The sequence below is a fragment of the Bradyrhizobium sp. USDA 336 genome (assembly GCF_044908355.1).
GTDB classification, from domain to species: Bacteria; Pseudomonadota; Alphaproteobacteria; order Rhizobiales; family Xanthobacteraceae; genus Bradyrhizobium; species Bradyrhizobium yuanmingense.
The window spans coordinates 7,789,881-7,811,840 of record NZ_JBIYDC010000002.1 but is presented as its reverse complement, the minus strand read 5'-3'; the positions used below and the strand labels follow the sequence as shown (position 1 = coordinate 7,811,840).

Below are 21,960 nucleotides of genomic sequence, written 5' to 3'. Positions count from 1 at the left end.
GGCGGCCCGCCCTGGTCGAAGGCGGTTCAGCTTCACACGATTTGGAGGCGGCGAATGGATCGCTGCTGCTGCAACGTTTGCTGCCATTCCGTTGGCCGATAGATCCAGAGGACCGCTAACGTGAAAGCGTTCTGCCGCTAGCACGGCCACCTGTCGATCAGCTGACGAGTCTCGCTGCAAAAACGCCCAAGTCACTCGGTTTGCCACCCGTAGCAAAGACCAGCGTTGCACCGATTGCCTTGGCATGTGAAAGGACGGGCCGCGGACGTGAGCGTTCGAGCGCCTGCCGCTCTTCGTTCTTCACGGACTCGGCCGAAAAGGGATCCCTGCCTGCCATTGAGGTAACGCACCGTTGCCGCGCCCCGGGCTCGATGTTTAAGCCGCTGCCGCGTCGGCGCGGAAACGTGTAGGCGGAGCTAACGGGCCGCCATGGATTCACAGTTCCAAATCGTTGCACCGAAATTATGCCTGCTTCGATGCCATCGCTGCGGTAACTGCGATAGGACCGTCAGCTTGTCGAAAGAGAAGTGTCCTAGGTCCTAGATGGTGTTGTCACGGGCTGAGTTGGCCCGGTGTGGTAAGGGAGGTGAAATGGATCCTTTTGAGACAGGACAGATTCGGCCTGACGGAGGCATTCCTTCTGCATCTTCCCAACAAGAGGGGGCGGAAGACGGGCGGGGGGCGGCACAGTGGGATGCATTCGTGACGGGTTTCGCAGCAAACTCCGGGCATTCAAGCCATGCGGTGACCGAAGCAGACGAGACCCTTGAGAATTGGGCTTCTGAACAGCACGTGGGTCTCCTCGAGGACCGGGACGAAGCGGCAAGGCGGGTCAATGCTCTGGGTGAAGACGCCACGCTGGATCTCCAGTCGCTGTCCCTTACCAGTCTGCCCAGACTTCCAAGCGAGATCGTCGTGCTCGATGTGCCCTTCAATCGGCTTACCAATCTGCCTGACGAACTTCCGGCTTCGCTCCAGCGTCTTGATGTTAGTGGCAATCAGTTGAGCAGCCTGCCCGTGCTCCCGGGCGGGCTCAGAGGCCTCGACGTGAACTCGAACCGGCTGGAGAGCCTACCTGCCGTGCTGCCTGCCGGGCTCCAATTTCTTTCCGCCAACTACAATCGGCTGCGGAACCTACCCGACGCCTTCCCTGCTTCGCTCCAATTTCTCCACGTCAGCGATAATCAGCTGACGAGTCTACCGGCGGCGCTCCCTGCTATGCTCGAGTTTCTCGACGTCAGCCAAAATCAACTGACGGATCTGCCGCCGGCTCTCCCAGCTTCGCTCCGGTTTCTCGACGTAAGCCAAAACCATTTGACCAGTCTGCCCGAGAACCTGCTGACCGCCTTGGGCGATGGTGGCACCCTAGTTCTGACTGAAAATCCGCTATCTGAGCAGGTGCTGGCGAACCTGGGGGCAATCCTAGGCGCGGAGGGTTATGTCGGCCCGACTGTCCACCTTTCGCACGACGACGAAAGTGAATCGTCCGGGACAGACGATGAGCAGGCGGACGCTCTAGCTGAAACAGTTGCAGAATGGCTGAAGGGCAATCCACAGGAGGACGATCGGGAGGTGCTTGCCGCTTGGCAGAACTTTGCAGAAGAGCCGGGCGCTCGGGAATACGGGCTTTTCCTCGCCAAGCTGTTCGAGTCCGTCAGCTCTGGCAATGAAGGGTTCCGGCAATCGGTGGCCAATGATCTGCGTCAGGCGGCAAAAAACCCGCAATTGCGTGCCCAGTACTTTCAACTGGCATGGGATGCCAACCAGAGCTGCGAGGACCGCAGAACATTAACCTGGAACGGAATGCAGACCGCGCGCCTCATCGCGGAAGTCGAGAACGGCCTCTATGACAACAAGGCACGGCTTGCCGATCTCATCGAATTGGGGCGCGTCATGTTCCGCATGGACGCGCTCGAGGCGATCGCGCGCGATAAGGCTCACTCGCTCGCCTCGGTCGACAACGTAGAAGACATCGACGCCGTTGAAGTCTTTCTTGCCTATCAGAGCAAACTGCGCGAGCGGCTGGGACTACAACACGTCGCGCCGGACATGCGCTTCTTTGAAGTCTCCGGCGTTACCGACTCTGACGTTGACAGGGCAGAGACATCCGTGCGGGAGAGCGAGGCGGCCGAATTTGCCGACTATTTGGCAATGGATTGGCAGCCTTGGGACGATGTGATTCGCCGCATCGCACCTGAAGAGCATGCCAAGACGCAGGACCAGCTCATTGGTGCAATGGGAAAGGAGTTCGACAGCCGAATGGAGCAACAGCTCGCCGATCAAGGCCTGACCGGGGCTGAAGCTGGCCTCGTCGAAGATGCCAAGCGAGTGTTGGGTGCCGCAGTTCGCAAAGAAATCGCCCGTGAGATCAAGGGCGCCCTAAGAGATAAGGTGCTCATTGAGCACGGCCTCGCGCTCTGAAGCCCCCTCTGCCGTAGGATGCTGTTAATTTTGTTGTCGTTCCTCTCGTACACCGGTTTGGGGGCCGAGAGGAACGCGTAATGCGCAGCGAGTGCAGCGGAGTGCCGATCGAGAGACCGGCGTTGCTCCTGTCTGTCATGCTGCCGTTTGATGTAGGTCAGGTCGACGCTTGGAGTAGACTGGCTGCTAGCTCTCTACTGAGGCTCCTATGCGCAACGACTGGATCGTCAGTCATACCAACTCTCCATGCGGAGCACGCCAGTACACATTTATCGGACACGCCTGCAATGTTAAGAGTTCAAGCTGGCTTATTCGCGCGCGTTTCGATCTTCGCGCAGCGGCGCATCAATTCGTCAAACGTGTCCGGCACATCGAGCAACAGCCCGTCATCAACCATGTGCTGGTAATCTTGCTCCAAGACGGTTCGGGACCTTCCTTCGGGAACAAGCTTCAAGGCACCGCCGACAGGGCTACGCGTATGCCCGTAAAGACCCCATCGCGGATCGCGCGAGACGCCCGCTGCAATATGCCGCTGGCCTAAGGGGCGTTGGGTAATCGCGGTGCCCGGCTATCGGAGCCATTTGAATCGGTTCGCTGGGCAAGCCCGCCGACGACGGAAGAGCCGCTACAACCCCGTCACCGGCCCCATGCAGGTCTGCTTGCCGTGATGAACGCATGCTCTTGCAACAGAGCTCTCCTTGATGAAAACGGCCATCGGCACACCTGGAAATGTTGCGCGGCACTTGACATGAGAGGGAGTCGATTGACCATGTTATCTTGAATGCAGACGGCCGGCGCCTGACGAGAAATTTATGCCGACTTTGCCTTCATCTGAGCTGAAGAATGACCTTCTGCGCTCGCTTGTGCATTCGATTAAATCGAGCTGCGATGTTGGCCTCACATTCGATTTACGCCCATTGGCGCCAATCTTCGACGGGTAGTTGGACAGGCTGCCAATAAGGGCGGGATAACCGGATGATCGCATCCCGCCGCGAGCGATGGAGCGTCTTAACGAGCTCCTCTAAGCTTGGAGTGACAGCCGACGCCCTGCCCCTCTCACGCCCCGGCAGTTTGGTTGCTGGATACCACTCTCCATCATGTCCGCTCTCTCCGTCATTTATCCGAGGATCGCCGTCGCTCCCTCACCGTCAGCGTTGTTTTGTCTTCCATCGATATGGTTCCGCAGGCAGCCAATCTGTGGCACCCCCGAAGAACGCTGTCAGGGACCATCTCGCGGCTTCCACATCGGTCAGTTGATGGGAGTAAGGTTCGCGGCCTGAGGGGTTAGCCCCGACCCCGAAGGATCTATATTCGGCATAATAGCTCGTGCTCAAGTTGTTGGTCTTGCCCCTATCCCATTCGCGCCAACCTTCGGGAATAACCTGCGCATCTATCTTCGTCGACAGAAAGACCACTGTGGCGTACGGCCGCCAGGGTCGGCCAAGCGCGATATCGCGTGCGGCAGGGTCGGCACTTAGAGTGCAATGATCAAAAACATAGCCGCTGTCCTCGTTCGGTGCTGCCTTGCTCTGAGCGGTAAAGACGACCGCCTGGTTGGCGATGCCGTGCAACTCACATTTCCGGAACCAGGCTTTGGCGTTGCCGAATACGAAATCGACATGCCCTTCGATGTAGCAGTTCGAGAAGTATTGACGTGACATTCTGCCGTTTGGACCCTTGCCGGCAAGCAGCGTGTCCTGGGCGCCGAGCAGGCGGACGCGCGTAACGACGTCCCTGTCTCCGGTAAGGGATAGTGCAACCGCCTGCGAGGGTGGATTGGCCGGGTTGAGAGCGTAGTCGTTCTGGATGGTCAAGTTCTCGAGCCGGAAGTCATCGCCAGTGGCATCCAGCGTCGCCGACCGGGCGGTTCCTCCTACATTGATCGCGCCGTCGCCATACACAATGACGGTATGCTCCGGCTCGCCACCAGTCCCTGAGAGATGAACACCGGATTTGGAGATTTTGACCTTCTCACGATAGATACCCGGCGCGATCCGAACATCTCCGCCTTCCGCCGGCAATGCGTCGATAGCTTGCTGCACGGAGTGATAGGCTGCATTCTCGGCATGCGACACCAACAGTGGCTGAGCGTATGCTGACGAGATGCAGAAACATCCCGTCAGAAGTGCACCAGGATGAACGAAAATTCCTACACTTCGTTGAGTCAGCGGCACCTCGACGCAGTCGACAGAGCCTATCTCTGCGGGATAGCCGCCGCACATGGGCAACTCATTTTTTCGCGCCAAATCAGAACCTCCACGTCACCTTCGCATTCCCGGCCCTGCAAACCGTCAGACAATTGCAAACAAGTCCGGACGTGAGGCCGACCTTCGTCAACACCAGTAATCTTGGCGCAGATTCTGAACTCACCACCCGAGTTCGGCGCCGGATGTAGTGCTTACCGATCGCTGTTGCGGAACGCCCCGGAACATACCTCCGAGCCGCGCAGCAGCGGTTTTGCAGCTCGTCCGGGCAGCGGCGGTGATACGTCAGAGGGATTTGCGGTGACGTTCGCATGTTCAACTTGCCAAGTGGCGGAATCGGCAAATCGGACATCTTCGAGTGTCACGTCAAGTGCATGCTCCTCGTCTACGCCGCGCATCAGCAACACACCGGTGTCGCCATGCACATGACGGAGAACGATTCGCCGATAGACCGGAATTCTCGTGCCTTGTGCGCGCGGATCATATTTTGTATCGAAAGCTAGCGGCCACCGGTTGCCCCTCAGGCACACGTACTCATAAGTCACGCTCTCGACCAGACCGCCTCGGCTAACATCGCTCTTGATGCGCAGGCCGGACGTCGTACCATCCAGCGTCAGATTACGCACCAATATGTCTCTGGCCCCGGAATTCACCTCACTGCCGATCGACATGCCATGCCCCCAGCCGAAATAATTATCAATGATCGAGATATGACTGCTTGAGCCATTGTCGCCGGCCTTGATTGCGACGTTGTCGTCACCCGTACGGATCAAGCTGCGGGTAATGGTCACATCCTGACTCGCGCCAAGATCGATGCCATCGGTGTTGCGCGCATCCGCCGGTGAATCGATTAGGAGGCCCCAAAACGTGGCACCTTGGACCCGGTTCATCGCGACATGAAAGTTGGGAGCGTTGCGCAAGGTGACACCAGAGAAAGTGATGTCCTGCGCATGATCGATTTGGATCAAGCGCGGGGCGTTCTGGTTGCCGCCCTGGGCTTGAGCGCGGCGCGCTAGCTGCCACCAGGTTTCCGCGCCGCCGCCGATTATTGCGCCGCCCTGACCATCGATGATGCCTTCTCCGTAGATGCCACCGCCGCGCGTTCTAGAAAAGCTGATGAATGGCCGGCAACCGCCGCCCTTTTCCGCAATACGACCACATTGTCCGAGGCCCTTGTCGTAAGCAGCAGGTTCGGGGATGGCGATCAGCGTCGCCCCGCGTCCGACCCATAACGTCACACCCGATTTCATCTCGAGTGGGCCCGACCGGAACTCGCCACGCCCTAAATACACGGCGGCCCCGGAAGAACATTGGTCGATGGCATTTTGCAACGTGGTCGTATCTTGCTTGCCAGACGGCACGAGGCGCTCGCACACCCTATGAGGTGCAACAGGCTCGGTGATAGTCCGGCGATCTTGCGCTTTCGCGGCGGGGAAGACAACGATGGAGGTGAGTATGAACAATAGGGCCAAGTTGCGAAAACGCTTCGTCATCGACCTCCTCGTGCTTTGTCAGGCATCCACGCCCCATCGGTATCGAGCCGCTGGCTCGATCTAGCCGCCGCGCGCGTCACTGGCGCGCGCAAGATGACATTTATAAGACGCAGCAGAGGCCCGGACCGTGCACCTGCGCAGCAGCACTTTGCAGATGCGCAAAAAACACGAAGCGTCATGCGATGGTTCAAAATCCGACAGCTTCGTCAATGGTCGGCCTTCTCGCGCCAATCAAGCGGGTCGCCAGATTCGGCTTTTTTGCATCTAGAAAGTCGTCGGCGCCCAGTGCTTGCTCTTGATAACGATTTCGATGAGCGGCGCATCAGCCTCACTGGGAGCAAAATTGGCCCAGTACCCGCCGAAGCCGCGGCACTCACGCGCGCCTGACCCCGGCTGCTGCTGCTGAACCTCCGCGCTGTTCTTGAAGCGTCCGGAAAGCCATACCTGTGTGCTTGTTCTCCTGAACACCGGGTTGGCGAGCTGGTTTAGTGTGCTGTCATCACTGGCCTGGAGCGACTGCCGCCCTCGCCGGGAAAATCCGCCACCTTAAAGCATCTGAAGATACTTTTCAGCCGTAGATGGTGAGAGTTTCCGACGAGTACTGGAACCGCTCACCATCTCGTGAATGTAATCATGATCCGCGCGCGAGACATTCGACGGCGGATTTCGACCGGCGGCATCGAGGCAAGGCCTGCCACGCGCGCTGTATTCAGTTGCAGCTCAAAGGCATCTTCTTCCGCCAGTTTCGGCTGCTGATCGTTTAGTCCGGCGTGCTGTACCGATGGCGGAGGGGCAGCACTGGATAGTCGAAATTGTGCGAGTGCACGCCCGCCTCCCGTCCAGGATCAATGGGTATATCCGTATTCGGAGAAGCTTTCGAAAAGCTGACGAGGTTACGGCCGGATAAAACGACCGAACTGGCCCTGAGTAAGGGGGACAGCTCTTGACGTTCAATCCAGACATCTGCGTGAGCAGCCCTCCAGACAGGAGGCTCTGGTCAACACCGCAGGGAGACGTCCCACATGTGGTGTTACTCCGCGCCCCATCCGCCGGCCCAACGCACCGCGATCACCAAAACGCCCGGCATAACGGCAGGCCGCAGTTCGCCCGCCCGGGGTTCGTAAAAATGATGCCTCGCAAGCCGGTCGGTATTCTCGCCGTTAACGTGGGTTACGGCAGCTTTAATGGTCTCATGATCGCCTGGAAAACGCCACGGCAGCTTCCTGGTCAACAGGATCATCGATGCTTCACGGTTCGCGCGGTAGCGCGTCACGTATTGAATTGTTTGCCGCAGAGTTGCGGTGGCGTTCATCGATCGGCAATGAGATCGCTCGACGCTCAAGCCTCCGCTCCAAATCCGCCAATCCTGCCTTACATTCGGCGACGACCGCTTGGGCACGAAGCAGCTTGACCTTGAGCTCGTCCTTCTGCCTGACTATTTTCTCAGGATCCCAATCCTCCTGCAACAGCTCATTGGCCATGTGTGACCACCGATGCAAGGCCGCCGCTTAGCTCCAAGAACCCAGGCTTGGCATCTCGCCGATACGGGCGCTTGAGCCACGGGTTAAAGGTGGCGCAAACGATCGTCCAGAAGCGTAACGTCTTAACCTCGGTGTGCGCCACCTTGTTGAGGACCGCCATTGGTCGCGAGCTCGTTGCAGGACAGTCGGGGGGGGGGATTCTGGCCGGCAAAGCAAACGGCAATCCGAAGGTAGCAGAGTTCGCGATGCTGGCACGCGTTTTGGAAAGTGCATCAGGAGACGTCTGCCATCGATGAAGTGGGCACGTTTCAATTGAATACCTGGATCGGGTGCTGAAGGAATATCATGGCCAAATTGGTGCCGTCACACATTCAAGCAACCGACATGCCAATGCCCTCGAGCATTTTCATAGACAGAATCATGTAGGTTTTTTCGCGCCATCTGGCTGCCGGCGACCCTACTTGTCGCGACTGAAACAACCGATGTCTTGAGCAAGAGAGCGAAAGCCGCAACCACGAGCCTTTAGCAGCGCTCGCTCCGGCAGCCGATGTCGGCCAGAGTGCTCCCACCATTTTTGCACAAAACGTTGTGGCGTGAGCCACAGTGGCGAGCGTTAACGCCAGAGTGACGGTGCTGTGCGGCTGATCGGCAGTCGATCCCCAATGCAGAAGAGCGTTGGAGGCTCCTCGCAATCTGATGCCACGGCTGTTCACGATACTGATCTCACGCTTGAACTCCGAAGCCGCGTTTGGCCCAGCCTGGTCGAAGATCAGTTCGTGACCCGCTTGCATTCTACGTCGCGATGCTACGCAACTGCGCCGCTCGGAACGGACTGTCTCACCCTCAGTCAGCATGGGCATCTTGGATGGCGTGGGAGATTGAACGGTCGAGCCTACAGTGAGTCAAGCACTCGCGTCCGAATACGCCAAGCTCAAGTCGACCTGGAGCCCGGACAATATTCGAATGTCAACAGCGTTTCGGTTTCACTCTTCATAGCGCGTTCTCGCTTGCCTGCCCGATGCGAGGCTCAAGACCTCCGAAATCTCCCGCAATTGATACTCGCGAGCACGGTGGAGCTGCTCATTGCGGGAGCGAGACCGCCCTCCGAAGATCCATGGTCGCGCACGCGAACCGTCCGTCAAAGAACAGATCGCGATTTTTTGTCCCCGAGTTCTTCACTGACGAAGAACTGAGGGAGGCAATTGTAGCCGACCGCGAACCCACAACAGCACGACCGCTTGGGGGTCCGTCAGCCCAATCCGGACCGCACAGAAATTCAACGAGAAGGAGCGGCATGGTAACAACCCTTTCTCCATCGGGCTCATTCACCAAAATACTCAGCCACGCCGGGCTCCAAGCGCCCACAGGCAAGCGACCGTGATTGCGGTGAAAACGAGTACAGCGCCAATTGCTAGCACAATTTCCATCGTCGGCTTCCTTCTATTGCGCGGACCACCCACCAGACGTTGTATGTGAAGGAATTCCTCCGCCAATCGACTATCTGGACACCATTGTCCGTTACTCTCACGGGGAAGGGGGTTGAGGTGCAATAATCAAGGCCGCTGTAGACTCCTGGGCACTTGGGCCTCAGTAGCCAATGCGACTCCGCACCGAAGTGATATATGCTCGGTAGCGTACCGGCGATGTGGCATTCACTTTCGAAGTCGTAACCGTTTGTTATGCTCCCGGTTACGCGGACTCTGATTCTGTTGTACCTGCGGCCTTTGTTCGTATACGCTGAGGACTTCGCGACCGAGCGCATGAGCGAACGCGATAGCCGCTGAAGCCGCTCGAATACGTTGCTTCATGTTGCCTCGCGAGCAGTAACGGGGCGGAGCCCGAAATAGCCTTGAAACATCTCAGGCCCGCCCCAGCATCACAGTCCCTGCAAGACCGGTGACGCTCACCGCACCCAAGCAAGCACCGTGCCTTTCTTCCAAAACGCTGCTGTACCTCGCTTGGGCTGTGTATACTTGTGAAGTGTGGCCTATCTTGTTCTGTCTCCATGTCCATCAGGACGCAGAATGTTTGCAACCCGACATTCGCGGATCAACGTTGAACTCAAGTGCAGGTAAGCTCGCAATCGACAGGAAGGGCGATCGCATCGCTCCGGAAGTACCGCTGACGCTTGCAGTCTACAACCCTGCCGATCCCAAGCAGCGATGGGAATTACTATTCTGAGTATCGCGGACAGTAAGCTGTGCATCGACAACAAAAGCCGCGTTGCGAAAGATGGCAATCCTACTTGGCTCTACCAATTCCAGGGGGGCAGTTGCTCAGCAGTGGAATTTTGTAATCCTAATGGACCTTTAGCGTGCAGAGTGACTGCCTCAAGGGGCGCGACGTCGCGGCGCGCATAGGCCGAACTCCGCTGATTACTCGCAAGCTAGCGTATGGTACGATCATGCTGCAGGCGCAAATCCGTGTCGTAACGCAAAGCACGAAAATGAGTTCATGGGCGCCTTAGCCCCATCATTTTCGATGTCTCTCCGCCCTCCTTGGCGCTTGCGTTATCGATTGGCTTCTTCAAATCAAGCAGCATGTTTTTGACCCAGGTCATTGACGTTTCATCTTCTCCAACGGGAGTACCGAGAGAGGCAAAGCCGCGGCGGCGTGCTTCAGCACATTTCAAGTCAGGATAATGACCCAGCCGAATATTGATGCGGTTGTTTGACAACGACCCAGGTCTTTCGACTCTTGCGAACACGCAAGCCAAAGGCCGGCGTCTTCCGGTCCATATACAGACCGGGCTTCAGTGACTGAACGGTGAGATCTGTGAGTCCAAGAATTGGCACGATCTGGCATGCCTCTCACGTGGATTGAGGCGGACAACCATGCCGAAGTATATGTGGGTCGAGTTCGCGTAAACCATCGCACGGAACGGGGTTTACGGGCGCTCTGTGGAATGGTGGAGTGGCTTCACAAAAGATTGGTAAGCTGGCGGGCAGTTGTCCTGAACAATTACGTTTAGGATTATGGTAGCCCGTGACCGGCAAGACCGAATGCGGCAACTGGCGCATCGTCTTATTTTGTAGCCCGCGGCAAAGCCCGTCAGCTTCTCGCAAAGTCTCCGGTGCAGCGGTGCTGTCCTTGACAGAAGGAGCCGAGCGTGGACAATCCTCCGCGTCGAGCCCGACGGCTTTGATGGAGGTCCAGGACGAGTTCGTGCCTCAGGCGGCGCATGCCAGGCAAGAAGTTCCGGACCATCTTCAGCAGGCAGTTCAGGCAAAGCAGACGCGCCAGACTCTGCGCCAGAGCACGGTGCGGCGCTATGCTGACGCGCCTTTCTAGCTCGGCTCTCGTGATGAAACAATCAGCGCACTCGAACCACAATCACTATCAGCCCGCACCGAGAACTATTTGTCACGGGACTGACGGCTCTGCGCCGACAGCGCTTCACCGGTGTCGCAATCCCAATGCCTGGACAGCGCACGCCTCTGCTATGTTGCTTCAGCTGAGAAGGGGAGTGGTCACGTCAGCAAGACCTCACCATTAGCTGACAACTATCCTCATCACCCCGAGACAGAGACCCCGCTCTCGTCCGAGACGTCATTCGGCTTTCGGATCAGCCAACCCGGAGATCTTCAGCTGAGATCTTGCCCGTACGCCCGGCCTTGGGCTGATAACTTACGCGGGCCCCCTCTTCGAGAGTGGTGTAACCGGCCTTTTCCACGGCACTGACGTGCACGAAGACATCGGGGCCTCCATCCTCGGGCCTGATGAATCCATAACCCTTGGTCGGATTGAACCACTTCACAATACCCATTGCCACGTCGGCACCTCCATAGTGAACCGTTGTGATCTAGCGAAGAGTCTTCCGGCCATCAAGAGCAGCCGCAAAAAACATCGCGGCATGGATGCGAAGGTCTCGTCTCATCTTTCTGTCGGATCGCCTAGCTGTCGCCCAATATGCAAACGTTAGAAAGCCCCTGACGCGACCGCACTTCGCTTCGATGCCTGTGGATCCGGATGACGATTTGACCTTCGCTTCAGTTGCCGCGGCGAACGGTTCACAAGAGAGTTGCACGCATCGAACACGCCCCAATAACCAAAAAACATGACGTCTGCATTGATGGTCCGCGAAGTATCGGTCACTAAGCCAGCAACGTTTCGTGAGAATCACCCGAACTGGTTAAGCGCGCAGAGTCATAGTTCGTGCAACGTCTACCAGCAACGTGTTTTGGAAATGCGTCTGCCGACCATCATTGCCGACTTAAGGTCCGGCCCGCGCCGTCCGAGCCGCGTTTGGGTGATCACAGTTTCAGCACGCCAGCCGCTATGATCCACCACACTTAGCTTGCGACACGTATACGCCGCTAGGCTGGCAAACGGAGGCGGACATTGGGACCCCACCGACCGTCCAGTTTCAAGAGTGTGATGCGCGTGCGCCGTTAGCTTGATTACCTTGTCCGCGTTGCGCCTCACCGCAACAATCAGCGATGACATGGAAGCACGCACTGTTCATAGTATCAGCGCCTCTATCATCGCTGTCTGCTTGTATTTCGCCACAGCGCCACCGAAACCGCGGCTTAAAGAAGACCCAAACGCCGCGCCTTGACGACGCACTGCGTCCGGCTAGTGGTTTCCAACTTTCGCGTCGCATTCTTAACATGAAAGTTGACGGTGTTCTCGCTCACGTTCAGGATGACTCCGATCTCCCAGGATGACTTCCCCTGCTCGATCCATCGCAAGCACTGTTTTTCTCGTCCCGACAGCACAACCTCTTGCACATCCGCCAATGATTTTCTCCTGGATTCGAGAGAACAGGAATGGCATCAGCAAACGCCATACCACTCAGTGGCGCCGGCAAAGTATCGGCGAATCAGGACAAGTTCTTCGGCGATTGCCGTTCCATTCGCACGAGGCTGCCATCCTGCTGTAGCCCTATCGACGGGCTTTCGACATTGTCGTCAATCCGACGGCGGCATTACGACAACCGTGACTGTCGATATTTGCGTCAAAATCTATGTGAGCTCTAAATCTATGTGAGCCGGATATCACCCTTTCCCTAAGCACTCCTCCCCCCCGAAGGAGTGTGGGAATTCTCTCTCGGGACGTAGCACGGGCTCGCGAACCCAGGTCATTCATTTTGCATCCGAAGCCCTTCTTTCCAGCCTTAGGCGCTAGGCCAATCAACCCATAGCGAAAGCTCTGCGTTCGGCGCCAATCCTATGGCGATCATGCAAGCCTTTGCGGTCCCAATAAAGTACCAATGCTGGTCATTGAGCGGCATCACGCCGAAAAAATATGAGCAGCGACGTTGGTGGCAATCTAGGTCGGCTTACAGGATTTAGACATGCAGCATCAAGCACGAGCCGTTCGGTCCACCGCAGGTCAATAACGCGCGCGGCCCTCGCCTGTCGAAATGCTTAGTGCCCAGGTCTGCTCGAATGATGAGCTCTCGTTTTGATCGAAGCCCATGATGGCCTTTCCGCCACAATCGCCCAGCGCTCAGGATTTAAGGGGCTCTAGGCGTCTGGTCTGTCGATTGCCAGCTCGCTGAGCTATGGTGATGCCAATGAAGCTTCATGGAGCCAACTCGTCCAGAGCGTCGAACGCATGGTGGACTCGACAGAGCTAGTGTGCTCGTCGACGGGGATGGCAGCTTCGGCAATTTCAACAATGCTCGCCTCCTCGCACGCAAACTTCGTCAGGCTGGCGCGGCGCGCGTCTCGCTTGAGGACAGCTGCTTCCCGAAGCTGAACTCGCTCATTGGTGAGCGGCCTCCGCTCGCCGATATTGATGAATTCTGTGGTCGTCTGCAGGCTGTAAAGGATGCAGTCGCCTAGAATCTTGTTCTCGTGGCCAGGATCGCGGCGCTGATTGCCGGGCACGGATTGAACGAAGTTATGCTCCATTCGATTGTCGCCTTGTGGTGCCTGCCGTCCCGCAGTAGGGCATCCAGGCGTCGCACCAGGTCCGCCGCCCGGCCGACAAGTCCCTGCCCGCCCCGGTCGGCGTAATTAATGGTGTTGCGGACCCGGGCTTCGAGCTGCCTGCGGAAGGCCTCGATCCTATCGAACATCTCCCCGATCTGATCGAAGATGCTTTCGATGGCCAGCAGGTCGTCGGCCGCGGCCATTCGACCGTCCTCGATGTCGGCTGCCATGCTGGAAGCTGTGTACTCCTCGGCGAGGACCTGCATGGTTTCCGGGGTGTAGGAGATCCTCCGCGCGATCGACGATGGCGCTGCGGAAGCGGTACGGATGGTTACCGGTGAGGATGGACTCGAACTCCTTCAGCAGGAGTCGACGAACTCCTCGAAAAAGGCTTCCAGCCGGGTAGCGACTGTTTTCGACTCCATGACGGTCCGTCGGACGCGCTTCAGGTCGGCCAGAATGGCGCGCAGGCTCTTCGTGAACTGGTCGGCCTGATTGCGCGCCTCGCGGACGGCGATTGCGGCTTCGCGCTGCTTGCGGTCGATGATCTCGGGCCTCAGTTTTTCGACGGCCTCCAGGTTGAGGCGGATTTGCACGATCAAGCCGCCGAATCGCCGCGAGAGATCCTTATTGAGGCTCGCGAGCCGCTCCGGAAAACCGGACCTTTCTCAAAACAGAAGCGAGCCGACCGCGAATACTATTACTACAAGGCCTACGCGCCCTCCGGTGGCGAGGGACCGACGAAGACGACCCTTAAATATGTCGGTCCAGCCGATGATCCCGAGATTGCCAAACGCGCGGAAGCTTTCCAGCGCACCAAGATTGGCTATCGCGCACGACGCGAGCTGGCAGCGAAGTTGAGGCGGGCTGGCTACCCTGCCCCTCCCCACATGGAAGGTCTCGTCGTCAACGAACTCGCGCGCGCGGGGCTTTTCCGGCTTCGCGCCACGCTCGTGGGTTCGATGGCCTATCAGACATACAGCGGCGTAGTCGGCGTCAAGCTGCCCGACAAGCTCGTGACGACCGAGGATATGGAGATCGCGAAATTCTACGGCATCTCGATCTCGATCGATGAAAGCATGCCCGACATCGAAAAGATCCTGAAAAAGGTGGATCCGACATGTGCGCCCTCATTCTCCCGCGATGAAACCAAGCTGTTCAGCGGTTTTGCCAATGCCACCGGCTTCAAGGTCGAATTCCTTACACAAAACCCTGGCGACGAGGACTACTCCTCCAGACTGACGCAGATGCCTTCATTGTGGCAGTCTGTAGGAGCGCAGCTGTTGCGGCTCCTAGACTACCTGATCCATGAGCCCATCCGCTCTGTTGTCTTGCACGACGCCGGCATGCCGGTCGTTGTACCGGCCCCAGAGCGCTATGCCGTCCACAAACTGATCATCGCGACCAAACGGAATGTGTTCTTTGCGGTTAAGTCCAAAAAGGACATCAACCAAGCTGGCGCGCTCATTCAAGCATTTCAATGCCGTCAAACGTAGTAGCGACCTAGGCTTTGCGTGGATGGAAGCGTGGGAACGCGGAGCCAGATGGCGACGACGGCTTGGTGTTGGCGCCCTGCATCTTTCGGACGACACTTTCGAGATGCTCGCGAAGGGCGTAGCCGAAGCGGCTAAACTCGACGGCAAGCCGGCAGAGGAGTACGGGCTTACGGGAGGCAAGGAAGGTCTTATGGCGCGCGTTTCAATTGCGAAGCCGACGGCGTTGCCAACGCCGTGATGCCAATTCGACATGTCGACGAGGCTCTCTCGCCCATCATCGGCGACGGCCCCGGAAGCCTTGAGCGCAGATGTGCAGCCACGTTTGCCGGCGGTGAGGCGGCTCGGGTTTGTCGTCACATGCGTCTGTTCCTAGCATTACAGTTGCATTTTTCGTTTGAGGTGAGCGCGCCGCGTGTCAGCGGCCTGGTGAGCTCGCCGCCAGAGCGACCATGCGAGAACACGGTCGATTGAGATGCGCCGTTGAGCGAGCTTGATAGCGATGCGACGGGTTTCCTGGATCGACCAGCGACGCCGCGCACGATCGAAGATGCCCGGATCGAGGCAGTAATCGTCCGCACCCTTGAGACGAAACCGCCCAGCACCACTCACTGGAGCTCGCGCAGCATGGCGATGGCCAGTGGACTGTTGGTCTCGACGGTACAGCGGATATGGCGCACCTTCGGCCTGCAGCCACATCGGTTGGAGACCTACAAGCTTTCAAACGATCCTGACTTCGTCGCCAAGGTTCGCGACGTCGTCGGCCTCTACGTAGTCCCGCCCGAGCGCGCCATCGTGCTGTGTGTCGGCGAAAAGCCGCAGATGTTGGCGCCGGACCGGAGCCACCCCTCGTTCCGCATGCGGCCTGGTGAGGTGGAACGCCGCAGTCACGACTACAAGCGCCATGGCACGACATCGCTATTTGCCGCTCTCGACATCGCAACCGGCCGGGTCATCGGCAAGTGTTACGGGCACCACGGGCCACAGAATTCCGCAAGTTTCTGATGAGATCGAAGCCGCCGTGGCGGATGATCTGGACGTTCGTCTCGTCAAGGACAATTAGGCAACCCATAAGACGCCGCTGATCCGTAACTGGCTGGCCAAAAGACCGCGTTGGCACGTCCATCTGACGCCAACCAGCTCATCCTGGCTCAATCAGGTCGAACGTTTCGTTACCCTCATCACCGAGCGCAAAATCAGGCGCGGCATCTACCGCAGCGTGGCGGAGCTACGTACTGAGATCACGTCCTTCATCGAACAGCACAACGCCGACCCCAGCCCATTCCGATGGACCAAATCAGCTGACGACATTCTCAGCTCCATCGAACGCTTCTGTGTCAGCCAAGGCCTAAAAGACCATGAACTTCTGGTTTAGGACACTAGATTATGCGCGATGTCCCGCGTACGGATTTTCGCCCGAAACGTCCGCGCCCCCATTGCTGCGCCGATCGCGGGCAATTTCCAGAGGAAAATGAACTCCCAATGCAACGCTGTCGAGGGGCGGTGTGCTGCCCCCAGCGCGCTCGCGAAAATTTCGCGGTTCAGGCTGCGGTCATGTACTGCAGGTGATGATCCCGCAGCTGAGGCGTTTATCCCGGCATCCGCTGTCTTCAGCAGCACAGCAGCTGCGATGGAAGTGGACCCGAGGCGACATGGCTTGTGCATCGGGAAAAACGCTCTTGGTCAGCTACTCGTCAGCGAAGCGGTCTAGCCAGGAAGGCTACTCTTCTATCGGAGATAAAATATGACGGGCATCGGCCGAGCTGGCAAATCGTACGTTGGAGCTGCAGGAGCCGACAGCACTGGGGTATCGAGCAGTTCGAGCCTGGAGTTCGGCCTCGTCCCTGGGGAACGCAGTCAATCTTTCGAGGCCGTCGTGGAGCGGATGCGCTCCGGGCCTCAAGATAGAACCGCGCCGCTCGTGAACCGGCAACCAACTTCGGACGTGGCGGCGCCAACACGAGATGAGGTTAAGGCAGCAAAGCGAACGTTGGGCAGCCTGCTTGAGGACCTTAATACTTGTCGTAGGGCAGCCACGCGCGGCCGGACCTTGTCGGAGAGGCAAGAGCTGATCGATCAAGTCGTCAAGGCAGGCTTAGCAGTTCTGGACTACTACGCTGCTCTGCCCCGAGGTTTGGCGGTGCGCATTCTGCCCGACGATCGGGCTCGCCAGCTCCGCGATGAGACGCTGGGCGCGGCCGACGAAGGTAACGCCGTGGCTGCTGCGATTTTCGATGACCTGGAGAAGAGCAGACACAAAGCAGCACTCCTGCTCGGCAGGATCATCCGCACCGCTTCGCCTGACCAGCTGAACCGCGTGCTTTCAGGCGTGGAGCCCTACTATGAGCACTGCATGGAGTGGTGGAGAAAGAGGGCATTGCGCTCGGAGCGGATGCAGTCCGTCTGCGCGGCTACTGCCGACCTACCAAGCAGCACGCCCGAGTTGCGGAAGTCCGAAGAGGCCGCGCTACGACTGCATACCGGCTATGCACTCAATACGAAGTACAAGTATCTGGAATCGCAGATCACTCTCGCGCAGCTCTCCCTAGCGAGCAGGTTGGGACCAGCCGTGCGAGACGCCCTTATCGATGGAGACGGCCGGGTGCGTCTGCTCGGGACCTTCATCGATGATGTTGTTCCGGCATTCGCCTCGACGGCCGAGGCCGTGATGAACCGCAACGGAGCGCCGCTTGACGCTGAGCACCGCGACGTTCTGGAAGGAGTCATGGAGCGGCTTTCGGAATTTGCGTCAGGAGTGAGCGGCATGGTTGCCAGCCTGACGGACGCCGGAGCGGGAGCCGATCTTCCGTTAGAATTGCTGGATCAGATAGTGGAAGGTGCGTGGCTTACAGCGGACGAAGTCATGCGGCTGCTGGCACTTCAGCCAAAGACGCCAGCCACGATTGAACCGCCGGCTTGGGCTGTGCTGCCGGAACATACTGCCGGGGTGGCCGAAAGCACTGCAGCGCGCAGGAAGGGCAAAGGCAGGCGCGCAGCGGCCCCAGGCGAGGGGAGCTCGACAGCTGGGGGCGCTGAGCCGCAGCTCGCCGGGTCCGACGCTGGCACGGGCTCAACACGCAAGGTTATCGTACTCTCGGATTTGGGTACAAAGAAACTCACGAGCGCGGAGGAGGCCCGCGCGCGGGCGTCATCGTCGGCGAGCGGAAACCTGACGATGTGGCAGGCTCCGCCCTCCAGAGAAGCGCTGACGGGACTGCTCAAGCGATTGGACGAACTTTTGCAGTTCGATCTGCCCGCTCAGCAAAGCGCCGCCTCGCAAGCGCGTCAGATGAAACCCGAGGACGCCGACCACGTCCTAAATATCGTCGTCGAGCGCCTCCACCGACAGGCCGCCGAGATCGAAGCCTGTGTAGCCGCGTTGGAGGAGCCTCGTCGAAGTGGCTTGCTCACGCCCGCGCAAGTGCCCGAAGTGCACGACAAGATAGTCCGGCTCAAGACGATGTATTCCGAGGTGCAGGGACAGGCAAACTCATTGAAGAGGCAAAGAGCCGCGATCATGATCGATTGCATGAAGAGCTACGGCTTTCCCTCGCAGAAATACCTTGAAGGGTTGCGGGCGGCCGGGGAGTTGGAGCCTCCGGATCCTCCGCGCGCGTTGAGCGGCGATCCGGGGACGCTGTTCGAGATTAAGCTGCGGCCCAAGGCACTGCGCAACGGTGCGACGGCGAATCCGATGTGGGTGCACATCCATACGAAGCGGCCGGTACATGCGTGGCAGTTGGCGACGGCGGCTGACGCCGAATTCGCCGCTTGCCATGTGAAATCCAATGAACAGCGCGGCTACAATCGGCACTGGCAGAGCGCGCGAGCCGCGATGGGGCACGAAAACGTCGTGATCCACCGCGGCAAGCTCACGCCTGCATTCTGTAGGTCCTTGTTGAACAACGCAGTTGGCACGTCCGACGTCAGATAATTTGAGACTGATTAGGCTTTTCACGAAGAGAGGCTCTGGGCGCATCTAAGTTAGCATTACAGGTTCATTTTTCGTCTGAGGTGAGCGCGGCAAGCGTCGGCCTGGTGAGCTCGCCGCCAGAGCGACCATGCGAGAACACGGTCGATCGAGATGCGCCGTTGAGCGAGCTTGATAGCGATGCGACGGATTCCTGGATCGACCAGCGGATCAGGAACGATGTTTGGTGCGCCGGCGTCGCGTTTTTTTTGACGCTGGCTCAGCATTGGCCCGATGACGGATGACGGCCATCATGGCGAAGGCCAGCATGACGAGTGAGACATGGCGATGCCATCCATGCCAGGAGCGGCTTTCGTTGTGATCAAGGCCGAGCTCGTTCTTGGCGGTTTCGAAGCTGTCCTCGATGGGCCAGCGTTGGCCTTCTACCGACACCAGCTTCAGCATGGATGTGCCCTTGGGGCACCAACTGGAGAAGAAGGCCAAGCTGCCGTCGGCGATGTTGCGGCGGATCAGAAGACCCCGCTTCCATTCCCCGGCAAGGTCGTCGTTGTATTCACTGACGTCGAGATCGGCCCAACGCGAGATAGGCCCAGTCGTGCCAGCGCGGACCTTTGGTCCCTCCGCCGGACGACAGGCGGCGCCAGGCCTTCTTGGGAAGGCTCTGCGCGATCGCGGAGGCGGTGCCGGCGACAGGCTGCGGCTTGCTCCAGGAACGGAACACGTGATTGGGAGCAACACCCAGAACATAGCCTTTGCCCGTCTCGCGCAGCAGGGTTTCGATCTCGCCCGTGCCATACACGCTGTCCGCCGCCACGAACGAGAACGGCGCCTTTGCGGCGATCGCACGAGCGATCATTCGACGCGCGATCTTGGGCTTGGTCGCAAAGCCCACATCGCTCGGTACATGCGGTGCCTTCAGGCGAGCGGGGGCGTCCGTCCATTCCTTCGGCAGGTAGAGCGTGCGATCGATGAAGGCATGGCCATGCCGCGACACATAGGAGGCGAACACTCCGATCTGGCAATTGGTGATCTTGCCCGCCGAGCCAGTGTACTGGCGTGCGACGCCGCGCCATGCCTTGCCCTGTTTTAAAAACCCGGTCTCATCGATAACCAGAACCGCGTCCTCATCGGCAAGCGTTCCAGCGCGTACTCACGCAACAATGTCGCGCAGCGCGTCGGCATCCAACTGCCCCCGACCCAGGGTCGCCTGCTGGCGCCACGGGCCTGGATCGCCGACCGCTTCAGCCCGCATCCAACCCGTCTTGCGCGGCTCGTTACCCAACAGTCGGTCGAGAAACCGCCACGCCGAGGCCGCCACCCGCTCCTGCGTAAACAGCGGACGGATGCGTTGCTTGGCATCTCGCAACGAGGAAGCCCACAGCGTCAGCGTATCTTCAACCGACGCACCACCAATCATCAGATCCCGAATCATGGTCACCCATGGATTCAGAACTCACCGAAAATAGCAACTGTAATGCTAGGGCGATAGGGCTGCTGCGCCTTTCGGCGCTGGCTCCGCTTGCTTCAGGCGCTCTAGGTAGCCGCGTGCGCGCGAAATCACCGCCTCGACGACCGTGTCCAGGACGGGATCGCCGCGGGCAGGCATGGCTTCGACCTCGGCCTTGGCCACCATTGCATGGTGCGTCACGGCCTGAGCAATCTCGGAGACGCGACGGATCGTCTGTGTTGGAGAGAGCTTGCAGTTGATGGCGAAGCGCTCCCAGTGGTTGCGTCCAAGCTGATCAGCCTGCTTCTGCCCGCCGATCTTCTGCGCCATGTTGCGTGTGATCTTCGGATATGGCGCCGCACAGACGATGTCGTAGCCTGGCGCCATGGCGGCGCCGCGCGCCGATAGCATCAGCGAGTAATTTTTGGCATGGGAATCCGTGTTCCACACCATTGGATTGAAGATGGCAAGGTCGACGAAGCGGGCGGTCTCCTGTGCTGTCATGTGGCGCTGGGTCACGCCGACCATGTCGGCCAATGAAGGTCCTTTTAGGCCTCTATCGTTGTTCTGGTACTTGGCAGCTGGCGGTCGGCCCAGGGCTTGGCAGAAGTCCTCCTGATGCAGCCGCCGCCACCTCTTGCCGTCATGACGGCGGTCATAGCGCTCAACCAGCAGGTAGCTACGTTCGCCTGCCGTCCCGGTCGTCACCTTCGGCGTCGGGATTCCGATCATGCGCGCGAGCGTCAGGCAGAATGCCTCGTTCTGGACGGCGCCAGGTAAGCGCTCGCCATCGGGCTTGATGATGTGGGTCGATGGCGCGCCGTCGATCGGTATGTACAGGGTGTCGCCATCCAGAGCGACGGCGAGCTTCGTCTGCACACCGGCAAGCGACATCGACACGCCATCTTCGCCGACGAGGAAGGGCTTGTGGGGTAGCTCATTGAGGATGCGCTCGAGCGCGGCCTTGTCGGGGATCTCTCGCCATTTTCCGGCGATCAGCCCGGTGCCAGGCTGTCCGACGGAGAGCGCGCCGGCGGTGTCGCGGCCCATCTCGGCAAGAAGACCGATGACATCGGCCGGCGACTTGCCGAGCATATGACCTACGATCCCGAGAGTTGCGTTCTCCGGCAGCAGATTTGCCGCCCATGGCAGAATTGCCGAGGCATCGTGCGAGGCCCGCGAGAGCGGCATGGTGAGCGACACAGGGAAGGCGCCGGTCAGCCCGCGCCAGGATTCGGCATAGGTGAAGCCTGACGCTTCGTCGGCGGCCGTGATCCAGCCGACCTCTCGCGTCTCAAAGTAGACCGGAAGGCGGTCCATGAGGCTCCTCCTCATCGCTCTCGGGAATGTCCGGTGTCTCGGAAGTGTTCGCGCGGCGGGCTTGGGCATCCCTGAGAACATCCTCGATGCGCAGCCCGAGCACGTTTGCCACGTGCAGGCTGCGCCCGAGCTGACAGGTGCTTTTTCCGGCCTCGAGGTCGACGATGAAGCGCTTTCCTGTCCCGCTCACCATGGCCAGCTCGTCCTGCCGGAGACCCTGGCGTTTGCGTTCTGCCTGGATGAGGCGACCGAATGCTGCAGCGAACTCGGCGGCTTGGCGCGGGACACCGG

At 59.0% G+C, this 21,960-nt stretch carries 16 protein-coding genes and 2 pseudogenes; 6 read left to right on the top strand and 12 right to left on the bottom strand.

The genetic code is table 11. The features are described 5' to 3' along the window. Nucleotides 1-591: 591 nt before the first annotated feature. Complete coding sequence (locus ABIA45_RS37365; protein ID WP_404655409.1) at nt 592-2,421, top strand: NEL-type E3 ubiquitin ligase domain-containing protein; 1,830 nt, start codon at nt 592-594, stop codon at nt 2,419-2,421. 298 nt (nt 2,422-2,719) lie between these two features. On the opposite strand, the gene ABIA45_RS37360 is transcribed toward ABIA45_RS37365, so the two are convergent. The 6 genes from ABIA45_RS37360 to ABIA45_RS37335 all read right to left on the bottom strand — a co-directional run bounded on the left by ABIA45_RS37360 (nt 2,720) and on the right by ABIA45_RS37335 (nt 10,276). Next, a complete protein-coding gene (locus ABIA45_RS37360) occupies nt 2,720-2,875 on the bottom strand; it encodes a hypothetical protein (protein ID WP_157785208.1) in 156 nt (51 codons plus the stop codon). A gap of 694 nt (nt 2,876-3,569) precedes the next feature. After that, a complete protein-coding gene (locus tag ABIA45_RS37355; RefSeq protein WP_081493857.1) occupies nt 3,570-4,643 on the bottom strand; it encodes a pectinesterase family protein in 1,074 nt (357 codons plus the stop codon). A 176-nt stretch (nt 4,644-4,819) separates the two neighbouring features. Then, complete coding sequence (locus tag ABIA45_RS37350) at nt 4,820-6,118, bottom strand: glycoside hydrolase family 28 protein (protein ID WP_404655407.1); 1,299 nt, start codon at nt 6,116-6,118, stop codon at nt 4,820-4,822. 1,030 nt (nt 6,119-7,148) lie between these two features. Next, nucleotides 7,149-7,358 carry a hypothetical protein gene (locus tag ABIA45_RS37345; RefSeq protein ID WP_050991938.1) on the bottom strand — a complete coding sequence of 70 codons (210 nt, stop codon included), beginning with the start codon at nt 7,356-7,358 and terminating at the stop codon, nt 7,149-7,151. Nucleotides 7,359-7,365: 7 nt separating this feature from the next. After that, the gene (locus tag ABIA45_RS37340) at nt 7,366-7,599 is read right to left on the bottom strand and encodes a hypothetical protein (protein ID WP_244431437.1); all 234 of its coding nucleotides are present in this window, start codon (nt 7,597-7,599) and stop codon (nt 7,366-7,368) included. A 2,452-nt stretch (nt 7,600-10,051) separates the two neighbouring features. Continuing rightward, nucleotides 10,052-10,276 carry a hypothetical protein gene (locus tag ABIA45_RS37335; RefSeq protein WP_370091154.1) on the bottom strand — a complete coding sequence of 75 codons (225 nt, stop codon included), beginning with the start codon at nt 10,274-10,276 and terminating at the stop codon, nt 10,052-10,054. Nucleotides 10,277-10,584: 308 nt separating this feature from the next. Between ABIA45_RS37335 and ABIA45_RS37330 the strand changes: the two genes are divergently transcribed. Next, nucleotides 10,585-10,890, top strand: coding sequence for a hypothetical protein (locus tag ABIA45_RS37330; RefSeq protein WP_157785207.1), 306 nt, complete (start codon nt 10,585-10,587; stop codon nt 10,888-10,890). A 274-nt stretch (nt 10,891-11,164) separates the two neighbouring features. Here the strand turns inward: ABIA45_RS37330 and ABIA45_RS37325 are convergent, their stop codons facing one another. Both ABIA45_RS37325 and ABIA45_RS37320 read right to left on the bottom strand, forming a co-directional pair. After that, nucleotides 11,165-11,371 (bottom strand): cold-shock protein, encoded by a 207-nt coding sequence (locus ABIA45_RS37325; protein WP_036030656.1) that lies wholly within the window; start codon nt 11,369-11,371, stop codon nt 11,165-11,167. 757 nt (nt 11,372-12,128) lie between these two features. Continuing rightward, on the bottom strand, nt 12,129-12,317 hold the full coding sequence (locus ABIA45_RS37320) for a response regulator transcription factor (RefSeq protein WP_244431441.1): 189 nt from the start codon (nt 12,315-12,317) through the stop codon (nt 12,129-12,131). An 864-nt stretch (nt 12,318-13,181) separates the two neighbouring features. Between ABIA45_RS37320 and ABIA45_RS37315 the strand changes: the two genes are divergently transcribed. Beyond that, nucleotides 13,182-13,388: a hypothetical protein gene (locus ABIA45_RS37315; RefSeq protein WP_338107438.1), complete on the top strand. Its 207-nt coding sequence runs from the start codon at nt 13,182-13,184 to the stop codon at nt 13,386-13,388. On the opposite strand, the pseudogene ABIA45_RS37310 reads toward ABIA45_RS37315, so the two are convergent. Next, nucleotides 13,385-14,074: pseudogene (locus ABIA45_RS37310) on the bottom strand (Wadjet anti-phage system protein JetA family protein). The gene ABIA45_RS37315 and the pseudogene ABIA45_RS37310 sit on opposite strands and share 4 nt — an antisense overlap. Here ABIA45_RS37310 and ABIA45_RS37305 point away from each other — a divergent pair. From ABIA45_RS37305 to ABIA45_RS37295, 3 genes are all read left to right on the top strand, one after another. Then, nucleotides 14,069-14,974, top strand: coding sequence for a GSU2403 family nucleotidyltransferase fold protein (locus ABIA45_RS37305; RefSeq protein WP_050991937.1), 906 nt, complete (start codon nt 14,069-14,071; stop codon nt 14,972-14,974). The pseudogene ABIA45_RS37310 and the gene ABIA45_RS37305 sit on opposite strands and share 6 nt — an antisense overlap. Before the next feature lie 480 nt (nt 14,975-15,454). After that, complete coding sequence (locus ABIA45_RS37300; protein ID WP_063710690.1) at nt 15,455-15,976, top strand: IS630 family transposase; 522 nt, start codon at nt 15,455-15,457, stop codon at nt 15,974-15,976. A gap of 739 nt (nt 15,977-16,715) precedes the next feature. Next, nucleotides 16,716-18,905, top strand: coding sequence for a hypothetical protein (locus tag ABIA45_RS37295; RefSeq protein ID WP_036043042.1), 2,190 nt, complete (start codon nt 16,716-16,718; stop codon nt 18,903-18,905). A gap of 207 nt (nt 18,906-19,112) precedes the next feature. On the opposite strand, the pseudogene ABIA45_RS37290 reads toward ABIA45_RS37295, so the two are convergent. The 3 genes and pseudogenes from ABIA45_RS37290 to ABIA45_RS37280 form a co-directional block, all read right to left on the bottom strand. Then, nucleotides 19,113-20,334, bottom strand: a pseudogene (locus tag ABIA45_RS37290) (IS701 family transposase). 45 nt (nt 20,335-20,379) lie between these two features. Continuing rightward, a complete protein-coding gene (locus ABIA45_RS37285) occupies nt 20,380-21,738 on the bottom strand; it encodes a type II toxin-antitoxin system HipA family toxin (RefSeq protein WP_370128402.1) in 1,359 nt (452 codons plus the stop codon). Then, complete coding sequence (locus ABIA45_RS37280) at nt 21,644-21,862, bottom strand: hypothetical protein (RefSeq protein ID WP_370058637.1); 219 nt, start codon at nt 21,860-21,862, stop codon at nt 21,644-21,646. Before ABIA45_RS37280 ends, ABIA45_RS37285 begins: the two co-directional genes overlap by 95 nt. Between the last annotated feature and the right edge of the window lie 98 nt (nt 21,863-21,960).